Source organism: Pontiella agarivorans (assembly GCF_034531395.1).
Taxonomy (GTDB): Bacteria; Verrucomicrobiota; Kiritimatiellia; order Kiritimatiellales; family Pontiellaceae; genus Pontiella; species Pontiella agarivorans.
On record NZ_JARVCO010000010.1, the window covers coordinates 413446 to 437323 of the forward strand.

The 23878-nt window shown below is 53.8% G+C and carries 21 protein-coding genes; 8 read left to right on the forward strand and 13 right to left on the reverse strand.

The window, feature by feature from the left end:
- The first annotated feature begins 39 nt into the window (after positions 1–39).
- The 4 genes from P9H32_RS09305 to P9H32_RS09320 all read left to right on the forward strand — a co-directional run bounded on the left by P9H32_RS09305 (position 40) and on the right by P9H32_RS09320 (position 4507).
- Positions 40–474 carry an OsmC family protein gene (locus P9H32_RS09305; RefSeq protein ID WP_322608622.1) on the forward strand — a complete coding sequence of 145 codons (435 nt, stop codon included), beginning with the start codon at positions 40–42 and terminating at the stop codon, positions 472–474.
- Between the two features lie 108 nt (positions 475–582).
- Positions 583–2250: an AMP-dependent synthetase/ligase gene (locus P9H32_RS09310; RefSeq protein ID WP_322608623.1), complete on the forward strand. Its 1668-nt coding sequence runs from the start codon at positions 583–585 to the stop codon at positions 2248–2250.
- A gap of 49 nt (positions 2251–2299) precedes the next feature.
- Positions 2300–3460, forward strand: a complete 1161-nt coding sequence (locus P9H32_RS09315; RefSeq protein ID WP_322608624.1) for an OmpP1/FadL family transporter — start codon at positions 2300–2302, stop codon at positions 3458–3460.
- 120 nt (positions 3461–3580) lie between these two features.
- Positions 3581–4507, forward strand: a complete 927-nt coding sequence (locus P9H32_RS09320; protein ID WP_322608625.1) for a hypothetical protein — start codon at positions 3581–3583, stop codon at positions 4505–4507.
- Here the strand turns inward: P9H32_RS09320 and bamE are convergent.
- The 4 genes from bamE to secA form a co-directional block, all read right to left on the reverse strand.
- Positions 4504–4836 (reverse strand): outer membrane protein assembly factor BamE domain-containing protein, encoded by a 333-nt coding sequence (gene bamE / locus P9H32_RS09325; RefSeq protein WP_322608626.1) that lies wholly within the window; start codon positions 4834–4836, stop codon positions 4504–4506. The two genes, P9H32_RS09320 and bamE, sit on opposite strands and share 4 nt — an antisense overlap.
- Positions 4837–4883: 47 nt before the next feature.
- Positions 4884–6863 carry an ATP-dependent zinc metalloprotease FtsH gene (ftsH, locus tag P9H32_RS09330; protein ID WP_322608627.1) on the reverse strand — a complete coding sequence of 660 codons (1980 nt, stop codon included), beginning with the start codon at positions 6861–6863 and terminating at the stop codon, positions 4884–4886.
- Between the two features lie 86 nt (positions 6864–6949).
- Positions 6950–8242 (reverse strand): tRNA lysidine(34) synthetase TilS, encoded by a 1293-nt coding sequence (gene tilS, locus P9H32_RS09335; RefSeq protein ID WP_322608628.1) that lies wholly within the window; start codon positions 8240–8242, stop codon positions 6950–6952.
- A gap of 117 nt (positions 8243–8359) precedes the next feature.
- On the reverse strand, positions 8360–11464 hold the full coding sequence (gene secA / locus P9H32_RS09340; RefSeq protein WP_322608629.1) for a preprotein translocase subunit SecA: 3105 nt from the start codon (positions 11462–11464) through the stop codon (positions 8360–8362).
- A gap of 161 nt (positions 11465–11625) precedes the next feature.
- On the opposite strand from secA, the gene P9H32_RS09345 reads away from it, so the two are divergent.
- Positions 11626–13089, forward strand: a complete 1464-nt coding sequence (locus tag P9H32_RS09345; protein WP_322608630.1) for a WecB/TagA/CpsF family glycosyltransferase — start codon at positions 11626–11628, stop codon at positions 13087–13089.
- A 35-nt stretch (positions 13090–13124) separates the two neighbouring features.
- Here P9H32_RS09345 and nfi read toward each other — a convergent pair whose 3' ends face one another.
- From nfi to P9H32_RS09370, 5 genes are all read right to left on the reverse strand, one after another.
- Positions 13125–13769, reverse strand: coding sequence for a deoxyribonuclease V (gene nfi / locus P9H32_RS09350; protein ID WP_322608631.1), 645 nt, complete (start codon positions 13767–13769; stop codon positions 13125–13127).
- A gap of 78 nt (positions 13770–13847) precedes the next feature.
- Positions 13848–15110 carry a glutamate-1-semialdehyde 2,1-aminomutase gene (hemL, locus tag P9H32_RS09355; RefSeq protein WP_322608632.1) on the reverse strand — a complete coding sequence of 421 codons (1263 nt, stop codon included), beginning with the start codon at positions 15108–15110 and terminating at the stop codon, positions 13848–13850.
- 85 nt (positions 15111–15195) lie between these two features.
- On the reverse strand, positions 15196–16176 hold the full coding sequence (gene hemB / locus P9H32_RS09360; RefSeq protein ID WP_322608633.1) for a porphobilinogen synthase: 981 nt from the start codon (positions 16174–16176) through the stop codon (positions 15196–15198).
- Between the two features lie 70 nt (positions 16177–16246).
- The gene (gene zupT / locus P9H32_RS09365; RefSeq protein ID WP_322608634.1) at positions 16247–17140 is read right to left on the reverse strand and encodes a zinc transporter ZupT; all 894 of its coding nucleotides are present in this window, start codon (positions 17138–17140) and stop codon (positions 16247–16249) included.
- Positions 17137–17670, reverse strand: coding sequence for a protein-tyrosine phosphatase family protein (locus tag P9H32_RS09370; protein ID WP_322608635.1), 534 nt, complete (start codon positions 17668–17670; stop codon positions 17137–17139). The genes zupT and P9H32_RS09370 overlap by 4 nt, the downstream gene beginning before the upstream one ends.
- Positions 17671–17732: 62 nt before the next feature.
- On the opposite strand from P9H32_RS09370, the gene P9H32_RS09375 reads away from it, so the two are divergent.
- A complete protein-coding gene (locus tag P9H32_RS09375; protein ID WP_322608636.1) occupies positions 17733–18458 on the forward strand; it encodes a Crp/Fnr family transcriptional regulator in 726 nt (241 codons plus the stop codon).
- Between the two features lie 77 nt (positions 18459–18535).
- On the opposite strand, the gene P9H32_RS09380 is transcribed toward P9H32_RS09375, so the two are convergent.
- The gene (locus P9H32_RS09380; RefSeq protein WP_322608637.1) at positions 18536–18868 is read right to left on the reverse strand and encodes a cupin domain-containing protein; all 333 of its coding nucleotides are present in this window, start codon (positions 18866–18868) and stop codon (positions 18536–18538) included.
- A gap of 77 nt (positions 18869–18945) precedes the next feature.
- Positions 18946–19749, reverse strand: a complete 804-nt coding sequence (locus P9H32_RS09385) for an ATP-binding protein (protein WP_322608638.1) — start codon at positions 19747–19749, stop codon at positions 18946–18948.
- Between the two features lie 1023 nt (positions 19750–20772).
- Between P9H32_RS09385 and P9H32_RS09390 the strand changes: the two genes are divergently transcribed.
- Together P9H32_RS09390 and P9H32_RS09395 are read left to right on the forward strand one after the other, a co-directional pair.
- Complete coding sequence (locus P9H32_RS09390; protein WP_322608639.1) at positions 20773–21561, forward strand: DUF3592 domain-containing protein; 789 nt, start codon at positions 20773–20775, stop codon at positions 21559–21561.
- Between the two features lie 90 nt (positions 21562–21651).
- Complete coding sequence (locus P9H32_RS09395) at positions 21652–22380, forward strand: DUF6498-containing protein (RefSeq protein WP_322608640.1); 729 nt, start codon at positions 21652–21654, stop codon at positions 22378–22380.
- Here P9H32_RS09395 and nth read toward each other — a convergent pair.
- Positions 22377–23033: an endonuclease III gene (gene nth, locus P9H32_RS09400; RefSeq protein WP_322608641.1), complete on the reverse strand. Its 657-nt coding sequence runs from the start codon at positions 23031–23033 to the stop codon at positions 22377–22379. The genes P9H32_RS09395 and nth overlap by 4 nt on opposite strands.
- The gene (locus P9H32_RS09405; RefSeq protein WP_322608642.1) at positions 23033–23875 is read right to left on the reverse strand and encodes a class I SAM-dependent methyltransferase; all 843 of its coding nucleotides are present in this window, start codon (positions 23873–23875) and stop codon (positions 23033–23035) included. The genes nth and P9H32_RS09405 overlap by 1 nt, the downstream gene beginning before the upstream one ends.
- Between the last annotated feature and the right edge of the window lie 3 nt (positions 23876–23878).

The window sequence follows — 23878 nt, forward strand, 5'->3', positions numbered from 1 at the left end:
CCTGATATTCTGTATCTTTTAATCAAACAGGAGAGCGTTATGCCGAAGAAGACGGTAAGTATTGAATCGAAACTGAATGAACAATTTGTGATCGAAAGCGATGTGCGCGGTCATAAGCTGGTGATTGACCAGCCGGCGAATGCGGGCGGGTCGGATACCGGGGTTACCCCGTTGGAAATGGTGTTTGTTTCGCTGGCGGGCTGTATCGGCACCATCGGCCGGATTGTGGCCATGCAGAAACGAATTGCGCTGCGCGGTCTGTCGATCAAGGTGGAGGGCGATCTGGATACGGATGGGCTGCTGGGCAAACCGATCGAAGGACGCATCGGTTTTGAAGGTATCACGGTTACGGTGGATGTGGATGCCGATATGACCGATGAAGAAAAGCAGGCCTTTATTCATGAACTGGACCGGCGCTGCCCGGTTTCTGAAAATCTGTTGAATGCCACTCCGGTTGAGGTGAAGCCGGCATAATTCAGATTTCCAGAGTTTGGAAAAAGCCGTCCGACAGGGCGGCTTTTTCGTGTTTTACAACCTTTCCGGAATTGTGACAAAATCGCTCGCTTTAATGTGGAGAGAAGAATGACGATTAAGGACTTTCTGAATCGCGCGGCCGAAGAGAGCGCGGATTGCATTGCCTTGAAGTTTAAAGAGGGCGGCCGGTGGCAGACGCGGTCGTTCCGGGAATTGCGGGAACGGGTCTGGCATGTGTCGGAAATGCTGGTGGAGCTCGGGATTCGCGCGGGCGATCGGGTGGCCATTTACCGGGAAAATTCACCGGAATGGTTTGAGCTCTATCACGGCATCGTCGGTATTGGTGCTGTGGCGGTTCCGGTGGATGCAAAACTGCGCGAGAGCGAGGTGCGGCATATTTTCCGCGACTGTGCGGTTTCGGTGGCCTTCTGTTCCTGTCGTATGGCGGAAAATATGCTGGAGATGAAGGAACGGATTCCGGATCTGCAGCATTTGGTGATGCTGGACTGTACGGGAAAAAATGAGCAGCTGTGCGAAAAGCTCGATTGTAAAATGTATGAAACCCTCTTTGAAGAGGTTGATGGAAAAGCGATGTCGGATGAGCGGGCTTTTGACCGTATGAGCCCAACGGCCGATTCGGCGGCTTCGCTCATTTACACCTCCGGAACCACGGGGCGGCAGAAGGGGGCCATTCTGACCCACCGCAATTTTATTTCCAACGTCGAAAGTATCGATCAGACCCTTCAGTTTTCGAAGGAAGATAATTTTATGCTGATCCTTCCGCTGCACCATTCCTTTGCGTTTACCACCACGGTGCTGGTGCCGATCTTCAAGCATTGTCAGGTTTCCATTGTCGAAAATCTGAAAACCATCAAAGCGAATATGGCTGACACTTCGCCTACGATCATGCTGGCGGTTCCGCTGCTGCTCGACAAAATGCTCGCGCGCGTGATGGATGGTATACGCGCCCGGAAGGTGGCGAGACTGATGTATAAAGCCGGGCTGGCCAAAGTGATCGGTAAAAAGGTGAAAGAGGGGCTGGGCGGAAAATTGCGATTGGTTGTTTCCGGTGGAGCGCCGATCAGTCCGGCCACGCTTGAAGGGTGGAATAAACTCGGCCTGCTGGTGGTGGAGGGATACGGCATCACGGAAACGTCGCCGGTGCTTTCGGTCAATCCGCTGGAGGCGCCAAAGGTCGGTACCGTTGGACGGCCGCTAAGCGGAGTTGAAATCCGAATCGATGAGCCCAACGCCGAGGGGATCGGCGAAATCTGCGCTAAAGGCGATAATGTGATGCAGGGATACTGGAACAATCCCGAGGAGACCGCCAAGGTGCTTCGGGATGGCTGGTATCATTCCGGCGATCTGGGGTGTTTCGATGACGAGGGCTATCTGGTGATCAGCGGCCGTAAGAAAAGCCTGATTGTGAACCGCGAAGGTAAAAATATTTATCCTGAAGAAGTTGAGCGGCAGGTGCTGAAGAGTGAGCTGGTGCTTGAATGTCTGGCCCTGGGTTACCGGGAAGCTGAGGAAACGGGGGAGCGCGTTGGGCTGATTGTGGTGCCGAATCAGGAAATTATCGACAGCATGCATACCCGCGCGGGGGCCAACCTGACGGATGAGGATATTGAAAAACTGGTGCGCGGGGATGTGCGCGAAAAGCTTCAGGCGCTGGCGGACTATAAACGCCCTCGAAAAATTGAAGTGCGTTTCGAAGAGTTCGAAAAAACCACCACGCAGAAAATTAAACGCTACCTGTACGACATCAGTGTGTGAGCCGAATAGGTTTGGAATTGAAAGAGAAATACAACCCAGGAGAGAGAACATGAAAAAATGGACGTGGGGCGGAGTTGCACTGACCTTGATTATCGGCAGTGCAGCCATGGGGGCCGGGTTCCAGCTGTATACCGAAGGGTCCGCCGAAACGCTCGGTCAGGCCGGAGCCGTCAGCGGGCGGACCAATATGACCTCGCAGGCGTGGTACAACCCGTCCGCTCTCGCCGGAGCCAAACGCCCGGCTCTTATGGTGGGCAGCGCCTTTGCGTCCATTCATACGGATTTTAAGAGTGCTGTTTCGCCAGTGGCCGATGATAGCATGTCGGATGAATGGCGGATGATTCCCCATCTTTACTATGTGCAGCCGCTCAGTGATAAACTGACCGGAACGCTTTCAATTAATGCGCCTTATGGGTTGATTACCGAATGGGATGACGGGTGGACGGCTGCAACGATTGCAACCTATTCCGATCTGGAGGCGATCTACATTACACCTTCTATTGCCTGGCAGGTGACGGAGATCCTTGCGGTTTCGGCGGGATTGAACGTGGTGGACGCAAAGGCGGATCTGCAGCGAACCGGCTCGCGGGTGGAGGGGGATGATATTCATTATGGCGGTACATTTTCCGCCCACCTTCAGCCATTGGATGATTGGGGTTTCGGATTGCGTTATCAGTCGCGGGTGAAACTGGATATTACTGGAAAGGCCAATGGGACCTTTCCGGCATCGGCGGAACTGGAACTCCCCTCAACCGTTAATTTCGGCGTGGCAAATACGACCATTAAGAATCTCACTTTGGGGCTGGATCTGGTCTGGACCGAGTGGAGTACGTACGATGAGTTGTCGATCGTAACTCCTGCGGAAGTGGTCACCGCTTCCAAGGATTGGGACGATGTCATCAGCATCCGTCTCGGAGCAGAGTATGCGCTGGGAGAGGACTGGAAAATTCGGGGCGGGTATGTCTGGGATGAATCACCGATTCCGGATTCAACCCGTGCCCCGGAGATGCCGGGGACGGATCGTCAGATGATTACCATGGGGTTCGGTTGGCAGTTCTGGAACAGCATGACGCTGGATGCGGCGTATGCCTATCTGTGGGCGGATAAAGGCGATATGGGAACAGACAATACGGCACTTAATCCGGGATTGGCCGGAAGCTTTGAAACGACCACCCATCTGCTGGCGGTTTCGCTGGGATATACATTTTAGAATATCCAGAGATTGGAAAAATTTAAAGGCGTTCCCGGAAACGGGGGCGCTTTTTGATTTTGGAACTTTGATGCTGCTCAATGTTGACGCCGCTGATTTATAGGACATAGTTTAAGGGTAATGAATAAATCCGTTCAGATTCTATTGGCGCTGGCTCTCTTTCCGCTTGTGGTAAATGCACGCAAGGAAACGTTGGAGGAGCGTAAACAGCGTATCGTCCGAAAATATCTCAGGGAAAATGCGGCCATTACCCAGAGCGATATGGTGGTGCCTTCCGAGATGGAAGAGGATGAACGCGTACTGGATTCTGAAAAACTCAAAGAAGTTAAGGATAATTCTCTTCAGCGTGAGGATGTCTCCGGAAAGCCTTTTATTCCGCCGCCTCCACAGCCCCGCCCGGTACCGCGTGAAAATGCAAACTGGTTGTTTGGTGATGCCGAGGAAGAGGTGACTGAATTCGACATGTATGGCAACCCGGTAGATTCCTCCGTGGATAACGATGACAGCCTTTGGTCGTGGGACCGCGCGGAAAAAGAAAAGCCGGAGCGCCGTCGGGAAACTTATTCCAGAAGCGACGGGCGGGGGGATGGATCCGTCCGGGATTCTAAGAGTAGTGGAGCAGGGGCCTGGGGGCAGCCGGACCGGAATTCCTCAATCTTTCAGACCGACTCTGCCCTCTTTGGCCGCAGCCGGAATATGGATCGGGGTGGAAGCGGTACCGATTTCGGTCTGCAGGGAAAAAGCAGGCGTACATACGGATCTGATCCCGAAGAGGGGCTGCTCTCGCCATTTCCTCAATACAGATCCTCCGGCGAGACGAAGTCTTCCGGCTTTGGAACTCCATCGCAACAGGCTCATCAGCCCTATAAAAGTACCTATGAGCAGGAGCGCGAACAGCGTCAGAAACAGTGGAATGGCCTGAACCAGAATCTGGAAAAGCAGGAGGATCAGTTCAAACGGACCGATTCCTATAAGCAGTGGAAAGACCGCAATAAAAGCTACGATCCGCTATCGGATGATGCCTATCTGAATCCGCAGAAACGTTAGTCAGTGATTTCCTTGTAGTTGATCAGCTTTCCGTCAACCATCACCACTTCATAGCGGGTTTCCGAAAGGATACGTGTGAGTTCTTCGGCCTTGCGTTCCATCGTCTCGTTCATCGCATCCGACCAACCCGAGCCGCGAGATTCTTCCTGATAGGTGTAATAAAGATATTCAGCTCCATTACGGATTTCCGTGGAATCGGGATCGCCCAGGACAGACACAACTTCATTGCGGCTCATGCCTTCCCGGACATCGCTGAGTTTCCAGGGTTTGAATGACGTTGCGCATCCGGCCAAAAGAACAACCGCACCTGCTGCCAAAATTGATTTCATTGTTTTCATGCCTGAAAGCATAGTTTCAGACCGTGAAAAAGTAAACCCTATGCCTCTTCAGATTTTGAGGGGGTGTCCTTGTTTTCCTTGGATTCTTCTTCGGTATTTATAACTTCACCAACAGGTTGTTCCACGGCCTCGGGAAGTTTTCCGGTTTTCATGATGGAATCCACTTCGGAAAAATCAAGAACTTCGCGTTCGATGAGGATTTCCGAAAGCGCAATCAACTGCTCTTTGTTATCCACCAGAATCTGCATACATTTGTCATAGGATTCTGTAACAATCCGCCGCACCTCTTCATCAATAAGACGGGCGGTCTGTTCGCTGAAATCGGATGAGCTTGAAATTCCTTGACCCAGGAAGACCGGCTGGTTGTTACTGCCGAGGTTCTGCGGGCCGAGTTTTTTACTCATGCCGTATTCGCAGACCATCGCCCGGGCAACCATCGTGGAGCGCTCAATATCGTTGTGTGCGCCCGTCGTTACATCTCCGAAAATCAGTTCTTCGGCCGCACGTCCGCCCATAAAGGCTACCAGGTCGGCTTCAAGCCGTTTCTGGCTCTGTGTGTACCGGTCTTTTTCCGGCAGCTGCATGGTGGCACCGAGTGCCCGGCCGCGCGGAATGATGGTGACTTTGTGGATCGGTTCGCACTCGGGCATATGATACATGGCCACGGCATGGCCGGCTTCGTGATACGCCGTCAGCTTTTTCTCTTCCGCGTCCAGCACGTGGCTGCGACGTTCGCGACCCCACATCACTTTATCGCGCGCTTCTTCCATATCCTGCTGTTCAACAAATTCGGCACCGCGCCGCGAGGCCAGCAGGGCGGCTTCGTTGACCAGATTGGCCAGATCAGCTCCCGAGAAGCCCGGTGTGCCGCGTGCGGTTTTTCGCAGGTCGACCTGATCCGAAAGGCGTACATTGCGGGAATGGATTTTAAGAATCTGTTCGCGGCCTTCGAGGGTCGGCGGATCAACCACGACCTGGCGGTCGAAACGGCCGGGACGCAGCAGCGCCGGGTCCAGCACATCCGGGCGGTTGGTGGCCGCAACAATAATGATGCCTTCCTGCGTATCAAAACCATCCATTTCAACCAGCAGGGCATTGAGCGTCTGCTCGCGTTCGTCGTGCCCGCCGCCGATACCGCTGAAGCGACTGCGCCCGACAGCATCGATTTCGTCGATGAAAATAATGCACGGGGCGTTCTTTTTGCCCTGTTCAAACATATCGCGCACCCGCGAAGCCCCGATACCCACAAACATTTCCACAAAGTCGGAACCGGAAATCGTGAAAAACGGAACGTCCGCCTCGCCGGCTACCGCTTTGGCCAACAGCGTTTTGCCGGTGCCCGGCGAGCCCGACAGCAGCACACCCTTAGGCATTTTTCCGCCCAGTTTCTGGAATTGTTTCGGATCCTTCAGGAATTCAACCACTTCCTGCAGTTCTTCCTTGGCTTCGTCAACGCCGGCCACCTCTTTAAAGGTGATCTTGTTTTTGTCCTGCGTCAGCAGTTTGGCCCGGCTTTTACCAAAGCTCATGGCTCCGCGTCCGGCATTTTTCATCTGGCGGATGAAGATAAAATAAATAATGCCGAAGATCAGGATGAACGGAACAATGTTGATCAGAATCGAGGTCATCGCGGTTTTCAGCGGTTTGCTCTCAATTTCAACACCGTGGTTCTTCAGCGTTTCCTGCAGCATGGTGTCATCGCGAAAAGGGATGTATACCTTGAATTTTGTGGTTCCGGTCTCGTTCAGATCCTTGGATTCGCCGGTGGCAAACTGGTTGCCGGAGCTGTCGTAGGAGAGAACCACTTTGGAGATACGGTCTCCTTCCACCTGCTTCATAAAGGCGGAATAAGACATCTCATTTGCGGCATCAGGAGATCGGGTGAAAAGCTGTAAAACGACCAGAAAAACGGCGACGGCCAGAAATGATATGGCCAGTCCGCGCATGGGCATGGGCGGCGGCCCCTTCTTATTGGGTTTGTCCGACTTCGGGTCTTTCTGCTGCTGATTATCTGACATATTTACTTCTTCCTTTAAAAAACAGGCCGAAAACTAGCATCCGCCGTATATGATTGCAACGCGTACAGGAACAAACTTGGAGTCATTCAGTCCACTTTTTGTTCAATCTTCAAAAGCACCGATGAAGCGTTTGGGTTTTCAACCGCCCAGCCGCGCGCTATCCGGTAGCCCGGCACCCAGATAATCTCATCCTGGCACACCACCACCGGTAGCTGTTTGCGCTGTGCCCGCGGAATTTTCAGATCGGTCAGAATATCCTGCAGCTTTCGCGACCCCTCCATACCCAGCGGAGCGATGCGGTCGCCCGGGCGGATCATTCGTACCTCAACGGGCCGTCCGCCGAGTTTTCGCGCGCTGACGGCGGCCTCGGCGCGGGCATCGCCGATTCGGCTGTTGTCTCTGGTCCATCCGTTTGCAGAGCGGGTTGAAATTTCCCACAGAATTTTCGGGGCGGGGGAACCCCGCTCTTCAAAGCGCGGTTTTCCATATTCTATGATCACCCGCTGGCGGTCATTGAGTTCGTAAATTGCTGTTCCCGAGGTGTTTTTAAGAAGTTGGAGAATGCGGTCTATCGTTTCGAATCCGGCTTCTTCGGCCCCCTGGTTGAACAGCCAGGCCCGGATGTAACGTCTTCTCAGGGCCAGCGGCAAATGGTTGATCGGCCATTGAGCATCATTGACCGCCTCTTCCATCCACTCATTTTCAGCACGCAGAATATCCATTGTTCGTAAAATTGTGTCCCGGATACCGGGGTTCAGCTCGCGTTCAAGCAGCGGGAGAATTCGGTGCCGCACGCGGTTGCGCAGAAAATGCTCGTCGGCATTGCTGGCATCCTCACGCCAGGAAAATTTATTTTCTTCCAGCCATTGGACAATGTCGGAGCGCGGAACATCGAGCATAGGGCGGAAAATCCGTAGCTGTTCCAGCGTCTGGAAAACCGGCATTCCGCACAGGCCCGCCGGCCCGGCACCGCGGGCGAGTTTCAGGATAAAGGTTTCTGCCTGATCGTCTGCATGGTGGGCAAGAACAATGACCGCATGGCCGAATTCCGCAAAAAAAGCGTGTCGCGCCTGCCGTGCCGCCATTTCGATGGATTGCCCTGTTTCAGCCGCCAGCGTCTCAACATCCACGGATTTTACAACCACAGGGAAGCCGGTATCCTTTGCGAGCTTCCGCACGAAGGCTTCATCGGCGTCTGATTCCGCACCGCGCAGCTGGTGGTTGAGGTGGGCAAGGGTGCATGGAACTTTCAGGATGCTGAAAATCCGGACCAGTGCCGTCGAATCGGCTCCGCCCGATACTCCGATCACGATATCGGCTTCGCAGGACCGTATCTGATGGGCCTCAATCTTTTTATTAATGAGCGAGGGGAGATTCATAACGGGGTACTTACAAACGCGGGCGGCGTTTGTACATTTTAAAAGGAGCGCGACCATACCTTTTTGCCGAAAAGAAAAAAGGTTCCCGCTTTTCTCCGGGAACCTTTATTGTTGTACCTAGTCGGTTGAACCGCAGCATTTTTTGTATTTTTTGCCGCTTCCGCAGGGGCAGGGGTCGTTCCGCCCCACCTGTTTTCCGGCCACCGCCTGCTTAACCGGCTTCGGTTGCGGCGGGGCATCCATGCCGGGCGGCAGGTCCATTCCCGGCGGGGGAGCGCCCATCGGCTGCGGCGGGCGCTGCTGTGGGCGAGGGCCCTGCTGTTGCGCAGCCCCAGCAGCCTGTGCCTGTGCCGTGGCGGCAGCCAGAGCTGATGCCTGCGGGTTATGCTGCACGCGCATGTTCGACATGCTTTTGAAAAATTCCTCAATCGCTTCAACCGATGTGGCTGACCGGAAAATAGCCGTTGAAATCTCTTCGTAGATTCGGTCCATCAGGTCCATGAACAGATGATAGGCTTCGCGCTTATATTCAATCAGCGGATCGCGCTGGCCGTAGGCCTGCAGACCAATCGATTCACGCAGACTGTCCATGTTGCGGAGATATTCCTGCCAGTGTTCGTCGATGGACTGAATGATCATGTGACGTTCAAGGCGAACCAGTGATTCCGTATCCTCATGACGGGCTTTCAGGTCGTAGGCTTTTTTGACCGCGCTCAGGACCGCGTCTGTAAGGGACTCTTCGGTGATTTCGTCCGGAAGATTGTCCGTCCGCATCCCCAGCGGGAAGGTGGTGTTCACCCAGGCGATAAAGGGAGCGCAGTCTTCCTTCTTTTTAGTGACTGCTGCATCCGCGGCATGGGTGAGAATGGCCTGTTCGACAGCATGGTAAATCAGTTCGCGCGGATTTTCCGATGTAAGCGCTTCGGAGCGGAAATCATAAATTTCCGTTCGCTGGGCATTCATTACATCGTCATATTCGAGCGTGCGCTTACGCATCATGAAATTCTGCTGTTCCACGCGGCGCTGGGCGGTTTCGATGGATTTATTGAGCCACGGGTGTTCCAGCACTTCGCCTTCTTCGATGCCGAGTTTTTCCATAATGCTGGAAATGCGGTCGGAGCCGAACAGGCGCATCAGGTTGTCTTCAAGTGAGACAAAGAACCGGGTAACGCCGGGGTCGCCCTGACGGGCTGAGCGTCCGCGCAGCTGCCGGTCGATCCGGCGGGATTCGTGGCGTTCAGATGCAATAACATAGAGACCGCACGGTTTTTCTTCGAGCAGTTTGGCCAGCGGTTTCCCGTCGACTTTGCTTTCCAGCGAAAACTCTTTGGAAAGCAGATCCTTTTTATCGAGATAAATAACCCCTTCGCCCAGCTTAATGTCGGTACCGCGACCGGCCATGTTCGTGGCAATCGTCACCGCGCCGGGCTGACCTGCATTGGCGACAATTTCGGCTTCGCGAGCATGGTTTTTCGCATTGAGCACATTGTGCACAATATTTTCGCGCCGCAGCATGCGGCTGAGCACTTCGGAGGTTTCAACGGCCACGGTGCCGACCAGTACCGGCTGCTTGCGGGCGTGTGCGGCTTTGATTTCCTCGATGACTGCGCGGAATTTTTCGCGCTGTGTTTTATAGACCTGGTCATTGAGGTCCACGCGCCGCACCGGGCGGTTGGTCGGAATAACCATCACATCAAGGCCGTAGATCTGATGGAATTCATCGGCCTCGGTTTCTGCGGTGCCGGTCATTCCGGAGAGCTTGTCGTACATGCGGAAATAGTTCTGAATGGTGATGGTGGCCAGGGTCTGTGTTTCGCGTTCGATGGTTACGCCTTCTTTGGCTTCCACGGCCTGGTGAAGACCATCCGACCACCGTCGTCCGACCATCAGGCGCCCGGTATGCTCATCCACAATATGCACCTGGCCGTCCTGTACCACGTAATCCACATCTTTTTCATAGACGCTGTACGCACGAATCAGCTGGTCAACGGCATGGACCCGTTCGTTGCGCAGGGCATAGTCTTCCTGAATCGAACGGCGTTTTTCCATGATCTCTTCCGGCGAAAGCGTGGTTTCGCCGTCGAGTTCGGCCATCATTGAAACCATATCGGGAAGGACATACATATCCGGATCATCCGGATTAAGCTCGGCACAGCCGATTTCCGTGAGATCGGCGTCGTGCCCTTTCTCATCGATGGTGAAGTAGAGTTCCTGCCGCAGTTCGCGGGCCTGTTTTTCGTTTTCCTTCTTGAGCATCTCCATCTGGATTTTTTCGAGGAGCTTGCGGTATTTTACCTCTTCGACGAGATGCATCAGCTGCTTGTTTTTCGGCATGCCCTGATGAACCTGATAGAGTTTCAGTCCGGCTTCATAGTCCTCGTTCTGCTCCAGCAGTTCTTTGGCTTCTTTCAGCAGTTTCGTGCAGAGATCGCGCTGGCGGCGAACCAGACGGCTGGCCGCCGGCTGGAGCTCCTCATATTGAGTTGAGGAATAGGGAGCGGGGCCGGAAATAATCAGCGGCGTCCGTGCTTCGTCGATCAGGATCGAGTCAATTTCGTCGACGATGGCAAAATTATGACCTTTCTGCTGCACCATGTCTTCGGAGCTGTAGGCCATGTTGTCGCGCAGGTAATCGAAGCCGAATTCCGAGTTTGTTCCGTAGGTAATATCGCAGAGATACTGTTCGCGGCGCTGCGGCGGGGGCATCATATTTTTCAGGCAGCCGACGGTCAGGCCCAGCCATTTATAAAGATGACCCATCCATTCCGAGTCGCGCTGGGAGTGATAATCCGAGGTGGTCACCACGTGCGCGCCTTTGCCGGAAAGTGCGTTAAGGTAAACCGGCAGGGTGGCGACGAGGGTTTTACCTTCCCCGGTTGCCATTTCGGCAATCATACCTTTATGAATGGCCAGACCACCGATCAGCTGGACATCAAAATGAACCATATTCCACTCGATGGGATGGCCGATCACCTCCACGGTGGTTCCGCAGAGACGGCGGGAGGCATTTTTAACGACAGCAAAAGCTTCGAGTTCAATGTCTTCAAGCGTCTCACCGTTTTTAAGGCGGTCCTTGAATTCCTGTGTTTTGGCCTGCAACTGCTCGTCGCTTAACGCTTTGAATTCCTCGTCGTAAGCATTGATTTTCTCAACCAGCGGACGCATTTTTTTCAGGTCGCGTTCGTTCTTCGAGCCGAGTATCTTCTTCAAAATCCAATTCATGTCTGTTCCTAATTTGCAAAAAGAGCTGGAAATCTACCGCATTTGTCAGGGCGCAACAAGCAGTGAGTCAAACGAAGACTCCGCTATCCGCCGGATGAATAAGAAATTCCGGGATTGGAAAAACTTGAAAGATGGCGGCGGTCAAAATAGCATTCCAACCCATGCCAGAATGTGAACCCAATCCCGTGCCGCTGGTGATTTTCGGCGTACCTTTTCATAATGTCACTTTCGAGGAAGCCATCGACTGGATCGTTGCTCGCGTACGCTCCGGCCGTCCGGCCAATATTGCCACGGCAAATCTCGACTTTGTCACCCGTGCCTGGGCAGACCCCGAATTGCAACGTATTCTTATCGATGCAGATCTGGTGCTCGCCGACGGGTTCCCGATGGTTAAGCTTTCACCGCTGTTCGGTCCAAAGCTCAAAGATCGCGTTACCGGGTCAGATCTCACCCCAATGCTGGCTGCTCGTGCTGCTGAAGAGGGAATGAGTATCTACGGCCTCGGTTCCGCTCCCGGGGTTGCTGAAAAAGCATTGAATATACTCAAAAAACGCCACCCCGGCCTCCAGGTTGCCGGCTGCTTTTCACCGCCGTTTACTTCATTGCTGAAGATGGATCACCGCGAAATTCTCCAGCGTCTGGAAAACGCCGCCCCCGATATTCTTTTTGTCGCCTTCGGGGCCCCGAAACAGGATAAATTTATCAGCATGCATGTGCGCAGCTGGAATATTCCCGTTTCCATTGGGGTTGGTGCGTCGCTCGACTTCATTTCCGGAAAACAGAAGAGGGCTCCGAAAATGATGCAGAAATGCTGCCTCGAATGGCTCTGGCGGGTCTGTTGCAGTCCGCGCCGCCTTTTCGCGCGCTATCTGGCCAATTTGCATTTTCTGTTGTCCGCCTCACGGCAGCTGCGAACGATCCATAAAATGCCGGATCATGAAGTTATATTCCAACCATTGGATGAGCATTCTGTTCTGTCCTTGGAACAAAGCCGGATTACCGTTGCCCGTTTTCATTCGCTGGACTCTGCGGAAAGCGCCGCCGAATTTATCAGACAGGCCGGAGAACAGAGCTTTGGCAATAATCTGCTGCTCGATCTTCATGCGGTACCCTGGCTCAGCAGTCTCGAACTTGGGGCTCTGCTGGAAATTAATAAAATCAGTCGAAGGCAGGGATTTCGTCTGATTCTTTATGCCGCCCGGCCGAAGGTCCGGACCCTGCTGGAAACCTGCCGGCTGACAGACTATTTCTCGATTGCCTACACGCTTAAAGACGCTGAGGAAATGGCGAGAAAGCTGGTGGAACATGCCGATGGCGAGGCGCTTTACTCGGACGGACGGCTTAAACTCAAACTGCCCATCGAGCTCAGTGCGGCCTCTCTTCCTAAGTTCGAGGTGGATACGCAAGTGCTGCAGCAGAAACTTGTGCAGAAGGGCTTGCTTAAATCAATTGAAGTCGACGCCGCCCAGCTTGATTTCATCGACAGTGCCGGGCTCGGCTATCTTATCGCCCTCAAAAAACGGGCCTCAGACACCCGCATCAGTATGTCCATCAGCAACCTCGATCCCAAACTGCGCCGTACTTTCGAAATTGCCCGCGTTGATAAAATTCTCCTGCGCGCCTGAATTGCTCCTGAAACGGGATGACCGACCGGCACGCATTAACCGCTGGCCAGTTTGTGGGCCCGCCGGGTGGTTTCGGGAAGTTTGTATTTCGTGACACATTGCATGACCAGTTTGGGGGCGGTGCTGATGCTGACGCGGTGGCCGGGCGAAATGTAGAGCGGTTTGATGTTGGAGCGGGTGCGCAGAACAACGCCGATCTGTTCCGTTTTATCCATCAGCGGCACATAACTTCCCTTTTTTGAGGGGACTTCATCATAGCTTCCGGTGAGTCGCGATTTGCCGACCCCCACAGCAGGAAGGTCGAGCAGCAGACCGAGGTGGGCGGCGATCCCGAAACGGCGGGGATGGGCGATGCCCTGGCCGTCGCACAGCAGCAGATCGGGTTCAGCACTCAGCTTCAGCATGGCCTCCAAAACGGCCGGAACTTCCCGGAAGGAGAGCAGACCGGGAATATAAGGAAAAGAAGTCGGACGGTGTGCGACCGCCGTTTCAATCACTTCCAGGCTTTGGAAGTCCAGCACAGCAACCGCCGCAACAGTAATTGTGTTGTTTTCCCTAAATCCGACATCGACTCCGGCGACCGTTTTAATGTCGCCGAAATCATCCGTTAGGCTGATGTGCGATTGCAGCGATTTCTGAATGGCAATCGCTTCCTGCGGGCTGACATCCCATGGGTGCATCTTATTTTACCACCCGCTTCGCTTGAGGGCACAGAGTGCACGGAGGTTTATCCTCAGTGTTCTCAGAGACCTCCGTGGTTATAATTTACTGAATGCTTCTAAGAAGGCGTTGATGTGTTCTTCGGTATGGGCGGCGGAGACGAAGGCGACTTCGAATCCGCTCGGCGGGGTGTAAAATCCGTGATTGAGCATATGGTGGAAATAGGCCGCGTGTGCTTTCTGATCGCACGCTTTGGAGTCATCCAGATTCCGGACAGCTTCTTTGCGGAAGAACGGCGTGAACATGCCACCTCGCTGTGCGCAGTGCAGGTCGAGCTCCTTTTCTTCAGCAATGGCGTTGATGCCGTCTGCCAGTTTTTTCCCGAGTATTTCAATTTTCAGGTAGGGGGATTCATCGCGCAGCAGCTCCAGCGTTTTCATACCGGCGGCCACCGCCACCGGATTGCCGCTGAGTGTGCCGGCCTGGTAGACGGGGCCGAGCGGTGCGAGGGCCGACATAATTTCCGTGCTTCCGCCGAGTGCTCCGATCGGCATGCCGCCGCCGATGATTTTTCCAAGGGTTGTAATATCGGCTTCGATGCCGATGGTATGGCCGAAGGTCGTCGGCGCCAGACGGAAGCCGTTAATCACTTCGTCAAAAATCAGCAGCGTACCGCAGGCGGCCGTGGCTTCGCGCAGTCCTTCGAGGAATCCGGGTTCCGGTTCAACCAGCCCCATGTTACCGGCAATGGGTTCGACGATCACGGCCGCGATATTTTCCCCATCTGCTTTCAGTACGTCCTGCACTTTTTCGAGATCGTTGTACGGAACCACATAGACTTCTTCAGTGGCGGCCGGTGAAACCCCGGCGGAAGAGGTGGTTCCGCCGGTCAGCAGGCCGGACCCGGCGGCGACGAGCAGATAGTCGGAGTGGCCGTGGTAGCATCCGTCAAACTTGATGATTTTGCGCCGCCCGGTATAACCGCGCGCCAGGCGGATGGCGCTCATTACGGCCTCCGTGCCCGAACTGACGAGGCGGACCATATCCATTTCCGGAATCAGGGTGGTAATCAGTTCCGCAAATTCCGCTTCGGCCGCGGTATTTGCGCCGAAGGTCAGGCCGTCGGCCGCCGTCTTCGCAACCACATCAACGATTTCATCGCGGGCATGGCCCAGAATCAGCGGGCCCCATGATCCGCAGAAATCAATCAGTTCCGTTCCGTCTTCCGTCTGTACGTTGACGCCTTTGCCCGATTTAAAATAAACCGGCGTTCCGCCGACCCCGTTAAATGCCCGGACCGGGCTGTTCACCCCGCCGGGAATCACTTTCTGCGCGCGTTCAAACCATTTTGCTGAAGTCATGTTTTTTCTCCTGTCGAAGGTCCTGAGGTCGCAGGTCGTAAGTCTCAGACTATTGACGTTGGACTTTCAGACTTTCGACGATGAATTAGTCCTTAAAAAATTCGTTGTACTGGTTGGCCCAGTAGGAAATGAGAATGTCCGCACCGGCGCGGGTGAGGGCAAGGGTGGATTCCTGCACCATGGCTTTGAGGTCGCCCCAGCCGCGCTGGGCGGTGGCGTGGAGCATGGAATATTCTCCGCTCACGTTGTAGGCCGCGATGGGCAGGTCGGTGGCTTCGCGCATTCTGGCGAGGATATCGAGGTAGAAAATGGACGGTTTGATCATGAGCATGTCAGCCCCTTCCATTTCATCGAGTTCCGATTCGCGCAGTGCGGTGCGCAGATCGCCATAAGACGCCTGATAGCCTTTGCGGTCGCCTTTGCCGGGCTGCGATTTTTCGGCATCGCGGAAGGGACCGTACATTGAGGAGGCAAATTTGGTGGAATAGCTCATAAGGATGGTATCGATCAGACCGGCCTCATCGAGTCCTTCGCGGATGGCCAGCACCTGACCGTCCATCATGGCACTCGGGGCGACAATATCGGCGCCGGCGGCGGCCTGGGAAACGCAGATCTTTGCGAGGTTTTCTATGGCGGTGTCGTTATCGACATCGCCGGAATCGGTCAGCGGTCCGCAGTGGCCGTGTTCGGTATAGGCGCAGACGCAGGCATCGGCCGCCACGATCAGGTCGGGAAATTCTTTTTTAACAGCTGAAATGGCACGCTGAACCGTGCCGTTTTCATTGTAGGCTTCCGAACCCTGGAAATCCTTTTCGGAATCTTCGGCCAGGCCGAACAGCAGAACGCTTCCGATTCCCGTTTCGACCAGGGGATCGAGTTCTTTTAAAAGCTGATCGATGCTGAGGCGGTATTGGCCGGGCATGGAATCGATCGCTTCGCGCTTGTCTTCACCATCGATGACAAACGTGGGCCACATAAATTTTTCCGGTCCGGGCAGGGGGGTGTTGAGCATGTTGCGGATGCCTTCGGTTTTGCGCAGGCGGCGGAGTCTTACTTCAGGGAACATGTTTTCTCTCCAGATTTCCAATGATTGGTTGAGGAATGTACGTTTTTTTTTCGGGGTCTGGAAGTAAAACCTACCGCATCAGCAGCAGGCTGAGGGCCATAACGAGCATGCCGGCGACGAGACCAAAAAGGGAGTCGTGGCCTTTTCCGTAGGCGCGGCTGGTGGGCAGAAGTTCGTCGAGGCTGATGTAGACCATGATGCCGGCGACGCCGCCGAAAAGGATGCCCATGATCTGGGGCGGAATGACCCCGGAGTCTCCGCCGACGAAAAAGAGGATGGCGAAGTAGGCAATGATGGCGCCGACGGGTTCGGCGAGGCCGGAGAGGAAGGAATAGATGAAGGCTTTTTTGCGGTCGCCGGTGGCGTAGAAGATCGGGACGGAAACGCTGATGCCTTCGGGAATGTTGTGCAGGGCGATGGCAATAGCGATCGGAATACCGAGGGTGGGATCCTCCAGTGCGGCCAAAAAGGTGGCGAGGCCTTCCGGAAAGTTGTGAATGGCAATGGCGAGCGCTGTGAAGAGGCCCATGCGCATCAGCTTGGCATTGTGTTTGGTCTGGGCTTCCTCTTCCGCAATGGTTTTCATTTTGAGCTCATCGGATGTGGGGATCGGAGCATCGGGATCGTGGAGGGGTTTAGTTTCGTATTCGGTATGGATTTCGTGCGGGTTTTCCGCATGCGGAATCAGGGCATCGATAATGCCGATCAGCGCCATGCCGCCGAAGAAGGAGGCGCAGTTGATCCAGTGTCCCATCGGGTCGCCGTAGGACTCCACGAGGGCGTCGATGCCTTTGATGAAAATTTCAACGAAGGAGACATAGAGCATGACACCGGCGGAAAATCCGGTGGCGATGGAGAGGAAGCGGTAATTGGTCCGTTGGGCCAGAAAGGCAATAGCGCTGCCGATGCCGGTGGCCATGCCGGCGAAGACCGTTAAACCGAGAGCAAACCAGACGTGATTCATTGTTCGTTCTGTTCCTTTAGTCGCGCGGAGAGCGGTGAGAAGCGGGCCATGAGTCTGCGCTGCTCATCGGTCATGTTGGTCTGCATGAACTGCCGGATATACGTGCGTGCTTCTTCGGCGTCGATGCCCATAAAATCGCGGACGATGCATCCGGTCATCACGCCGGTGCGGCCGACGCCGGCATTGCAGTGAACGGCCACATTGGCCCCGGCCCTGAGGTAGCCGACGATTTTGTCGACCACTTTGGAAAAGGCGTGCAGTTCGGGGCTGGTGTAATCGGCAATGGGAAAACGGATCGGCTCAATACCGTTGTCCTTGTAAATTTTGATGACATCCTTTTTGGCTTTTCTCGCCAGCTCCACGTCCGTCACGAGCATGACGGCAAACTGGATTTTCCGGTGTTTATAGATTTTCAGCAAGGCGTTGCCCGGGTCGTACGGGCCGAACGGCATAGGGCTGACATAGAGCCGGCCCTTCGCATCGAGCGGAATTTCTACGCAGGTTTCTTCTTTTCTGCCGAACAGGAACATCCAATTCTCCAATTAGAACTGGCGAAACCCTATAATCATCCCCTGAAAAAATGAATCGGTAATTGCAGATATTCGAGATCGGCATTTTCAATATTTGGAAATTGCATGCCTTGCGCAGCGCATACAGACTGCTGGATATGGATATTGAACTGCTGATTAAAAACTCCTCTTTTTTCAAGGGGTTGAACGGGGAGCACCGTATTGAACTCGCAAGCATCTGCTCGCTGAAGAGCCTCAGGAAGCGCGAATACCTCTTTCATGAAGGAGAGTTCGGCAAGAGCATGTTCCTGTTGATCGGCGGCAATGTGCAGTTGCACAAAAATACCGAAGACGGCCGCGAAGTGGTCATCCGCATTGTAAAACCCGGTGAAATTTTTGCGGAAGTGGTTTTGTTCGAGGCCGACTGCTTTCCGGTATCCGCCCGGGCGGTGACGCCCGTAGACGTGCTGGTTTTTCCCAGGGACGGCATTCACCGTCTGCTGGCGCAGGAGGGTTTCCGCAGCGATTTTATTGCGCAGCTCATGCTGAAGCAGCGCTACCTGACCGAGCGGATTCAGGAGCTGTCGACCAAAGACGTGGAGTACCGCTTTTTCACCTTTCTGCGCGATCAGTACGGCGAAAAGGAGCTCATCCATACGCCGCTCTCTAAAAAGGATATTGCCGCGGGCATCGGCACGACGCCCGAAAGCCTCTCCCGCCTGATCCAGCGCCTGACCGAAGATGAGATCATCGCGTGGAAGGGAAAGGAAATTAAGATTCTTTCCAATCCCTGGAAATGGCTGGGTTGAGGAAAGTAGAATGAGCGTCCCGCTCGTTTTTCGATTTGCCTGAACGCAGGCGGGACGCATGCTCTACTTTCGCGGATTTATTTTTCGGAACGGATCATGGTGAGCAGCATTTTGAAGGGCTGCTCGGCGGCCTGCACATCGTGGGGGATGTTGGCGGGCATGATGATCATTTCGCCTTCTTTTACGGTGTGAAGTGTTCCGTCAATGATGAAAGCGCCTTCGCCTTCCACCACCTGCACCACGGCATCAAACGGTGCCGTGTGTTCGCTGAGACCCTGGCCTTTGTCGAAGGAGAAGAGGGTGATGTTGCCGGTCTCTTTTTTCAGGAGAATTTTGCTGATCACCGCGCCGTCGGCGTAGGAGATTTCTTTTTTAAGATCAAGTGCTCTGCCTTTGTATTCATCGCTCATTTTGTCGCTTCGCTCCGGTTTAAGGGTTGAAAGGGGGCAGGGGATTCTTGAACCCTGCAACCCTTTAACCTGTGTTTTTACAGTTGTTTGGTACCGCGCAGTTCGCCGTCGAGGCCGATGGTGACTTCTTCCACCACCAGGTCGGCACGTCCGCTCTGGGCATGGGCCTGCTGGGTCATCATGCTCAGCCCGCCGCAACAGGGTACTTCCATACGCACCACGATAACTTTAGGAATATCGTTCTGCGCCATAATCTGCGACAGTTTTTCAACATAACCTTCCGTTTTGTCAAGCTTCGGACAGGCGACGACCAGTGAGCGGCCGCGGACATAGCGCCAGTGCACATCCGGAGATGCAACCGGCGAGCAGGTGCTCAGTACCACCAGTTCTTTGCCATCAAAAAACGGTGCTGTCGGCGGAACGAGGTGCAGCTGAATCGGCCACTGCTCCAGGTCGGATTTGATCACCTGGCCGCTGATTTCACCGGTTGCGGCTTTCGCCTTCGCTTTGGCTTCGTCCGCTTTTTTCATACGGACCTGCATTCCGGGACATCCACTCATTTTCGGGTTCTCCTGTTCAGACTGTTCTTTGGCTTCGTGTTCCGCGTTGGCTTCGTCAAATTTCTTCAGGGCTTCGTCGCCCATTTGGGCTACATGTTCGCGGGTGGCTTCAATGTCATAGGCTGCGGCCTCGCGCTCCACAATCTGCAGTGCCCCGGTAGGGCAGGTGCCGATGCAATCGCCGAAGCCGTCGCAGAAATCTTCTTTCACCATTTTGGCTTTACCGTCCACCAGCTGCAGCGCACCTTCCGCGCATCCGACAATGCATTCGCCGCATCCGTTGCAGAGGTCTTCATCGATTTCGATAATTTTACGTTTCATGGCTCATTCCTCGTTTAAAATTGTGTGCACAGCCTGCCGAAAAATCTCTCCACTGCCCTTGATGGACGTCAAGAAAAGGGAATTTCCGTTTTTACGGATCTATACAGATTTTTTTGAAAAACTTTGTCCGCCGGTTTTCATATTCACACGTTGGGTAAAAAGAGCTGCTTGACCGGAGGCCTGAAGTTTTTGAGCGCAATGCGCTGGAGCGTAAATTCGGCCAGTTGACGATGGCGGTGGATTGGCTCGAAAAAGTGCGATCAGCTGGGGGTTCCCGGCAGAGGGCGGAATTTATGAGTGCTCCATGCAGGCTGAGCCTTCGGCGTCAGTGTCGGTTGCCGGGTATTTATCCTCATCGGTTCAGAGGAATTGAAATCAACCGTCCAATCAGGTCGGGTGCGCAGACCTCACCTATATTTCAATAGCCAAAGGGTTCAGGTATCTGTTTGCGGTTATGGGTTGGCATTCCATAAAAATTCTTTCGAGGGAGCTGTCGAACACCCTGGATACGGACTTCTGTCTGCGGGCTTTGGATCTGGCGGTACTCCAGTGTGGGTGTGCCGGAAATCTTCAACACGGATCAGAGCAGTCAGTTTATCTCCGCAGAATGGACCGACCGCCTGAAGTCTCTGGACATGACGATCAGCGAGGATGGAACAAGGCGCTGGGTTGACCATTCAATGATTGAACGATTCTGAAGGAGCATTAAATATGAAGACCTCTATTTGAACTCATATGAAAACGGCTGGGATCTTGAGCAGGGAATTGATAGGTACATCAAACGTTACAACAACGCCGGTCACATCAGGCACTGGAAGAGGCCATGCCGGATGAAGTGTATAAAGAAATCGTCAAACCGGCGGCGTAATCTTTCCTCTCTTCTCCGGAGAAGGGAGGAAACAATGAGAACACCCGGCGTTATGCACTATAACTAAAACTGACCTCCGAGTGGTTTAAAGACTGAGTGCACTTCTCTAGTGTGTCGGTGTCGGGCGCAGATGATGTGATGAAAGGGGGAAGAGGATGCGTATTTTTTTTCTAAGGGTTGTACTTTTCGGGGGGATGATTTTTGCGGCTCAGGCGGATCATGTGTTCACGCTGGGGGATCGCTCGTTCGAGGGGGCGGTGCAGCGGCTGTCCAGTTCGCAGGGCGTGGTTGAAATTGAGTTTGCCGACGGGGATAGGCAGGTTTTTGAAATTCAGTCGTTTAGTGCGGAGGATCAGGAGTATTTGCAGCAGCTGGACGATATTCAGACACTGATGCTGCAGCAGGCACAGGCTGAAAAGGCGGGTGCACCGGTTGCCGCGATTGAGTCGCAGCTGAATGCAAAAATTCTGGAACTGTCCCGTAAGGAAGATCAGCAGGCGGACTCTGGAACAGGTATTGTTCCGAGTTTGGTGCTGTCCGTATTCATTCTGTTTAGTTTCGCGATGATTTATTTTGGACATCGTTTGAAGGGAATCCGCCGCAGAATGGAAAATGAATGGCCGCATGTGCCGGCGCAGATAACGGGGATTCACCGTTCAACGTCTACGCGGGGAGGGGAGTTTCGTCGGGAAGACACGCTTTCTGTTAAATTTGAGTATGGCGGCAGGTCCTATAAAATTATGAGTCAGTACGTGAATCTGGCCGATAAATATATTGCCGAAGATGGAACGACCGAGGTGCTGCTCTGTACGGAGGACCCGGAAAAATCGGTGCATTATGTGGCAAAACTACAGTATATGGCGCCGCGCGTTATTACGGGGGTGGGAGTCTTGTTCCTGTTTTGTCTGGTATTGGCCGGGCTGCTGGTTTTCTTTATGAAATAAGAGCGTGGCACGTATGGAAATGTTGGTGCCGTGCAAAACGGCGCGGATTTTGCTGTTATCCTGCCAATGAAAGAGAAACGGTCCATCTGGATGAGGATACTCCCTGACCTGCTGGGATTTGCGGGCGGTCTGGCTGCGGCTTATTTTCTGCAATGGGAAACCGGGGATCTGGTGTGGAGCCTGTGGTTCTGCAGTCTGATGGTCGGCTATTTGACGATTCTTGTGACGATCGGCAGCGGCATGTATATGGGGAGCCAGGTGATTCGGCATGAATCGTTCCCTCGGAAATATCGTGCTGCGGCGGTGGGCGGTGGCGCGGTGCTGGCCTTGTTTTTTATCGGATTCTTCTCTTTTCATTTTTGCGGTTTTCATGCCGGCCACTCCGCATTTCTCAGCTCATTTTTTCCCATCCCCGGCATTTCGAACCAGGGCTTTGCCGACTGTTTTATGAATCCGTTCAAACTGCTGGGCCGCGCATTTATGACTCTGCTGCCTCTGTATGGAATTTTCCTGATCCCCGCGATAATCGCTGAGCGGGAAAACCTGCTGAAACCCGTTCGGAGCGCCTACGAAACCGTGCAACGCATGCAGGTTTCCGGTGAAAACATGCTGCAGAAAAAAGGTGAAAAAACAGATGCGAAGCAGAAAGCCGGGGCGGATTTTATGTTCGGCCCTTACAGAAATGTGATTCGCATGCACCTGCTCATCTTTTTCTTTGCCGGAGCGCATTTTATGAAGCTGGACCATTTTGCGGTCTATGCCGTGGTCTACGCGGTCTATTTTTTCCCCTGGCGGGAATTCAGGCGGAAGAGGGGCTAAGCTTTATTGGCGATGAACGGTTTTTTGCGGTTGGGGTAGGTGGTGCGGCAGATTTCGCAGACGGTGCCGTCGCAGCCGCGGGCGGTGCAGTATTCGCGCCCGTAGGTGATGATCTGCAGGTGCAGTTTTTCCCAGTCTTCCGGCGGCCAGAGCTTTTTACAGTCCTCTTCGGTCTGGACCACATTTTTGCCTTTGGTCAGGCCCCAGCGCTGGGCAAGCCGGTGGATGTGGGTGTCGACCGGAAAGGCCGGAATTTTGAAGGCATGGATCATTACGACGCTCGCGGTTTTATGTCCAACCCCTGGAAGTTCCTCGAGTTGTTCAAAAGTGCGCGGCACCTCGCCGTCATAGTTGCTGACGAGCATTTCGGAAAGTTTCCTGATGTTCTTCGCCTTGCTGTTGGCCAGTCCGCAGGTTTTTATGGTTTCGAGGATCTCTGCCACGGAAAGCTTTGCCATATCGTGCGGATTATCGGCTAATGCAAAAAGGCCCGGCGTCACCATATTCACCCGCGCATCGGTGCATTGCGCCGAAAGCAGCACGGCAATCAGCAGGGTGTAAGCATCTTTATGATCCAGCGGGATCGGAATCGAGGGATAGAGCTCATCGAGTTTCCGGGCAACATATGCCGCGCGTTCTTTTCGTGTTTTCATTATTTCACACCCACCACATAGGCCACCCAGCCCTGGACGTTTTCGTAGGTTTTGCGGAGGCGGTAGATTTCGTCTGATTCGCCGTCGTCATCGAAGTCATGCAGATAAACTTCAGCTGTGGAGAAGCCGGCCTCTTTGAGAATCTCCTGCAATTCCATAAGGGTCCAGAGGCGCCACTTATACGTGAAGGCTTTTTCAATTCTTCCATAGCCTGGAACATTAAAATGAATGTGGCAGGTGGTGTCGTGGTTAATCGGGTTGTAATAGGCCTGATCCCAGATGTATTCAAAGTCCGGAATTTCCAGTCCGTCGGGGGTGGTCAGACCGGGGATCTCGCGGACGTCATCTTCTTTTTCCATGATGGCTTCAGTGCCGCCGTAAATATCCAGTACAAAGAGCCCTTCTTTGTTCAGACATTTGCAGACTTTTTTGAAATAGTCGCGCAGCACGTCCCGCTTTTTAAAGACGCAGAAGGAAAAATTCAGGGCAAATGCCATATCCACTTTCGGCGTGGTTTCTTCCAGCACATTGCCATGAATTAAATGCAGTCGTTTGCGTTGTTTTTCTGTCAGGTCGGAAACGTTGTATTTCACGCCCCAGTCGAGCGTCGGTTGATGGAAGTCGATGCCCCAGGCTTCATGCAGTTTGTTGCGTTGTGCCCAGCGGGCAGCCAGTTTGGCGGTTCCGCAAAAATCTTCACGTATGGTTAGCGGTTTGCGTTTCCAGTGTTTGCGATAGATCCGAACGCCGAAATCAAGATCGGTATCCACATTCTGAACGGAGGCTTCATAGAGCCAGTGAATATCTGGAAATGTTTTGTTCTTCTTTTTTTTCTTTGTCATGGA